7 protein-coding genes are annotated in these 3,975 nt (G+C 52.7%); all 7 read left to right on the top strand.

The features are described 5' to 3' along the window. Positions 1 to 133 precede the first annotated feature (133 nt). The 7 genes from DWW03_RS15555 (at position 134) to DWW03_RS15525 (ending at position 3,769) form a co-directional block, all read left to right on the top strand. A complete protein-coding gene (locus DWW03_RS15555) occupies positions 134 to 1,351 on the top strand; it encodes a site-specific integrase (protein ID WP_118407007.1) in 1,218 nt (405 codons plus the stop codon). 105 nt (positions 1,352 to 1,456) lie between these two features. Further along, positions 1,457 to 1,756: a helix-turn-helix domain-containing protein gene (locus DWW03_RS15550; RefSeq protein ID WP_118407006.1), complete on the top strand. Its 300-nt coding sequence runs from the start codon at positions 1,457 to 1,459 to the stop codon at positions 1,754 to 1,756. Between the two features lie 11 nt (positions 1,757 to 1,767). After that, positions 1,768 to 2,097 carry a hypothetical protein gene (locus DWW03_RS15545; protein ID WP_118407005.1) on the top strand — a complete coding sequence of 110 codons (330 nt, stop codon included), beginning with the start codon at positions 1,768 to 1,770 and terminating at the stop codon, positions 2,095 to 2,097. 290 nt (positions 2,098 to 2,387) lie between these two features. Further along, positions 2,388 to 2,588 carry a hypothetical protein gene (locus tag DWW03_RS15540; RefSeq protein WP_055203990.1) on the top strand — a complete coding sequence of 67 codons (201 nt, stop codon included), beginning with the start codon at positions 2,388 to 2,390 and terminating at the stop codon, positions 2,586 to 2,588. Further along, a complete protein-coding gene (locus DWW03_RS15535; RefSeq protein ID WP_118407004.1) occupies positions 2,585 to 3,238 on the top strand; it encodes a hypothetical protein in 654 nt (217 codons plus the stop codon). The genes DWW03_RS15540 and DWW03_RS15535 overlap by 4 nt, the downstream gene beginning before the upstream one ends. A gap of 6 nt (positions 3,239 to 3,244) precedes the next feature. After that, positions 3,245 to 3,457, top strand: coding sequence for a hypothetical protein (locus DWW03_RS15530; protein WP_009596292.1), 213 nt, complete (start codon positions 3,245 to 3,247; stop codon positions 3,455 to 3,457). A gap of 12 nt (positions 3,458 to 3,469) precedes the next feature. Then, a complete protein-coding gene (locus tag DWW03_RS15525; protein WP_015546439.1) occupies positions 3,470 to 3,769 on the top strand; it encodes a hypothetical protein in 300 nt (99 codons plus the stop codon). Positions 3,770 to 3,975: the final 206 nt, after the last annotated feature.

Raw genomic sequence — 3,975 nt, 5'->3', positions numbered from 1 at the left:
GGTTTCCAAATCGTTACCTCGTTTCTTTCGCTCTATTATTCATAGAAACGTGATTTTCAGTTTCTTGCATCGTTATTCATCTTGACATACGACTCTGCTGAAATTATTTTTGCAACCCTAAAAAGCAGAGTTTATGCGCAGCACGTTCAAGGTTCTGTTCTACCTTAAAAGGAACAAAGACAAAGATCAGAAAGTCGTCCCTGTCATGGGTCGCATCACGGTCAACGGTAGCATCGCCCAGTTCAGCGCGAAGCTCTCCGTTCCGGAGATGCTTTGGGAGGTCAGCGGCGGCCGCGCCAAAGGCCGCAGTCTCGAAGCGGATCGCATCAACCGTCATCTGGACAACATCCGCACCCAGATCGGCAAGCACTATCAGGATATCTGCGACCGGGAGTCATACGTTACGGCCGAAAAGGTCAAGAATGCCTATCTCGGCTTCGGAGAGAAATACCGGCTGCTTCTCGAAGCGTTCGAGAAATTCACCGGCGACCTCAAGAAACGTGTCGGCATCGACCGCTGCCACGGTACATGGAACCGCTACTATAAATCCATCGACCATCTGCGGACTTTCATGCGTAAGGAGTATAACGTGAGCGATATGCCGTTGGCGGAGTTGGAACAGTCGTTCATCGAGCAATACCACGTCTACCTTAAATCCGATCTGGGGCTCAAGCCTACGACCGTCAGCGGTTATCTCAAATGCCTGAAATACGTTGTCAAAATCGCGTTCAACAACGGCTGGATGCCTCGCAACCCCTTTTCCCTCTATCAATATACGGCTCCGAATCCGGAACGTAGTTTTTTAACGGAAGATGAACTCCGGCGTATGATGACTACCGAGCTGCGGTATAAGCGTCAGGACTATAACCGCGATATGTTCCTGTTCTCCTGCTTCACGGGCATCTGCTATGCGGATATGGCCTCGCTGACCTATGACCGGATCGAGCAGGATGCGCAGGGCGAGTGGTGGATCAGCGGCAACCGCCAGAAGACCGAAACCAAATACGTTGTCAAGTTGCTGCCTTATGCGTTGTTCATCCTGAACAAGTATCGGGGTCTGACCGGCGACGGACGTGTTTTTGCCATGTCTACACTCGATTCGATCGACGACAGCCTGAAAAACATCGCCCGGGAGTGCGGCATTGACAAACAACTCTCATTCCACCTTGCCCGGCACACGTACGCCACGACGATCTGCCTGTCGAACGGCGTGAGTCTGGAGACGCTTTCGAAGATGCTGGGACATAAAAATATCACCACCACTCAAATCTATGCGAAAGTCACCCCGCCGATGATCGACCGTGAGGTTACCATGCTCCGGGAGAAACTGGCAACGAAATTCTCCGTGTAGACACTTTGCAATAAAGTATATAAATATATTATGTATTTACATACTTGTATCAACTCATTATTCGGTCATTGCATCTTTGCGGCGAAAACCTACTGCAACCCGATTATGGAACGACTCGATGAGATTTTGGAAATCATTCGTGAGATCCGCGAGGATATCGCCTATATGAAACGTCACCGGAATATGCTTTGCGGTACGCCGGTCCTTGAAGTGAGCGAGGTCTGCGACCTGCTGAAGATCAGCGACCGTCAGTTGCGCCGTTACTGCGTCAGCGGTCAGCTCACCGGGTTCCACTTCGGGCGCCGTCTTATGTTCTCCGCTGCCGAGATAAACCGTTTTGTCGAGCGGATCGACACGGAGTGCCGGCAGCGAAAAGAACTTAAAAACCGGATCAGGAACCTTTAATTCATAACCCTATGCCTAACAAGTATTATTTGGTGGAGTCCGGAGCCTTGGAGCACCTGCTCCGCACGCATTTCCTGCTGACACAATCCCTATTGCTCTTCGAACACCTGTTGAGCCACAGCGACCGCCCGATGTTCCTCTCGGCCCGCAAGGTCTGCGAGGTGCTGGGTCTGGACCGTCACCAGCTCGAACAATGCCGCAAAAAGCGGATGATCCGCGCCCGTACCGTCAACGGACAGATGATGTACGATACCTACGAGTTGCTTGCGCTTACTGAACTTTTCTACCGCCGGAAGCTGCGGAAGACCCTCTCCCGGATACCGCAGTTCGAGGTGCGCTGATCCGTTCGTGCTGAAAGGGACTGACTGCATCCGCAGCAGTCTCTTTTTGTTTTGAGACAGCACGAATAATAATTAAAAATCCCTTTGTGAACGCCGGCCTCGGGGCAAGATAGCGCCGGACACGTTCCGGCGTCAAATTTTTGCGGCACGATCTCCACCCTTCGGGTCGTATCGCCCCTCAAAAATTTGCCTTGTCCGTGCCGTCGCTGAATATCCCGCCCCGAAGCCGGCTTCTCTCTTTCATAGCGGGGATCTGCCGGCCTTATGTCAAACTAAAATCCATTTCGAATATGAAGAATCAGAAATTCGAGATTGCGGTAGCGGGTTACGACTACCGTTTCAAGACCTACGCCCGGGACGGCGTGGAGGCATCGGTAAAGGTGAAATGTTTCCTCGGACGACCCGATGCCGAGTGTACGATCCTTATTCCGACGTTGAACGACGACCTGCGGGAAACTGAATCCTGCCGCAGGCAGGTGGCCCGGCGATGAGAAAGTGGATCGATCAGTCGACCTTCGACGAGCTGCTGCTCGCCAATGCCGAGGATAACATAGAGCGGGCTATTCAAAGCGCATCGGCCGTATTGGAAGCGGTGCAGGAGTTCGTTCCGGAGGCAGCCTTGTTCTATCGTGTTACACACGCCGCAGACAGCCTGAAGAACTATTTCGAGGAAGCCTGCACCGGTTTCCGCAGGAACGGTATCCTGTTTCTCGTCCGCAAATACACCTATCCGAAAACCTATTACGAGCTCCGTTGCGATTGGTCGTTCTTCCGATACGCGGACAACTACTCCTACGGCAAGGCTTTCGACAAACAAACCGCTCCGAACCGTATCGGGGTCTTCACCAAAAAGAAGATCGACGACTGGGTGGAATACCTCACGCAGGGTTTCCGGAATCTCGAACGGATCGATGCGGAGAACGAACGCAAAATGACCGGGTACCGCAACCGGTTGGAGGCTCTGTCCGATGTGGTTTGGGTTCATGACAAAAGTCACGGCCAGATCATTCGTAACGGTCTGACCTATACTTTCGATATCCGGCAGACGGATTACAGCGAAAAGATCTCTTTGGACTATCGGTGCCGCACGCTCGACGATTTCCTTGCACTCTCCGACAATAAATTCACACCTAAACCTTAAACGACTATGGAACGAAACATTATTATCGAAAATATCTGCACTGCGTGCCGCTGCGGCGAACGTCGCGCCGAGGAATATTTGACCGCGGAACTTCGCAACCTGCGGGAACTGCGGGATGCCGGGGCTCTGTGCTACGGCGATCTTGAAACGGCCTGTTCTGGGCTGGGACTGGACTTCGATTATACGGACTATTTCTGTCAGGCCTTGTCACTGAACTAACTCCGATTTACGATGAACAATCTTTGTTTCAACCGTTTCACACTGCGGACGGACGATGCGAAAACCCGCCGTAAAATCCTTCGCTGGCTGGCGCTCAATTACCGCTTGTACGAATACCTCCCCTCGGAGGCAGAGATCCGCGGACGGTTCATCTCGCGCAAACCCTTTCCCGCCGAAGCGCTCCGGCGCCAGATCGGGAAACTGCGCGGCGACAGGACTCTGTTCCTGCGGATTGTCTCTACGGACTTATACTCACTCTATGTGGAAGGTAATGTCTATCTGCTCGGGGCGTGGTACCGAATCTTTCTTTAATAACCTGCCGCCTGCTCCGCAACGAGCGGGCGGCGTCATTTCCATATCATGGCATACGAATCATCCATTCCTTTCGCGGATATCAGGGATTTCCGCGAGGCCGAGATCAACGGCATCTCTGCTCTTTTCACTATGTGTCGCCTCGATTCCGAAACCCTTCCCGCCGATTTTCATTCGTGCGAGGTCATGGGCGGTCGGGGCAGCGA

The organism is Alistipes sp. AF14-19 (assembly GCF_003461645.1).
GTDB classification, from domain to species: domain Bacteria; phylum Bacteroidota; class Bacteroidia; order Bacteroidales; family Rikenellaceae; genus Alistipes; species Alistipes shahii.
Note: the sequence above shows the minus strand (reverse complement) of the source record. Positions and strands in the feature narration are given on the sequence as shown.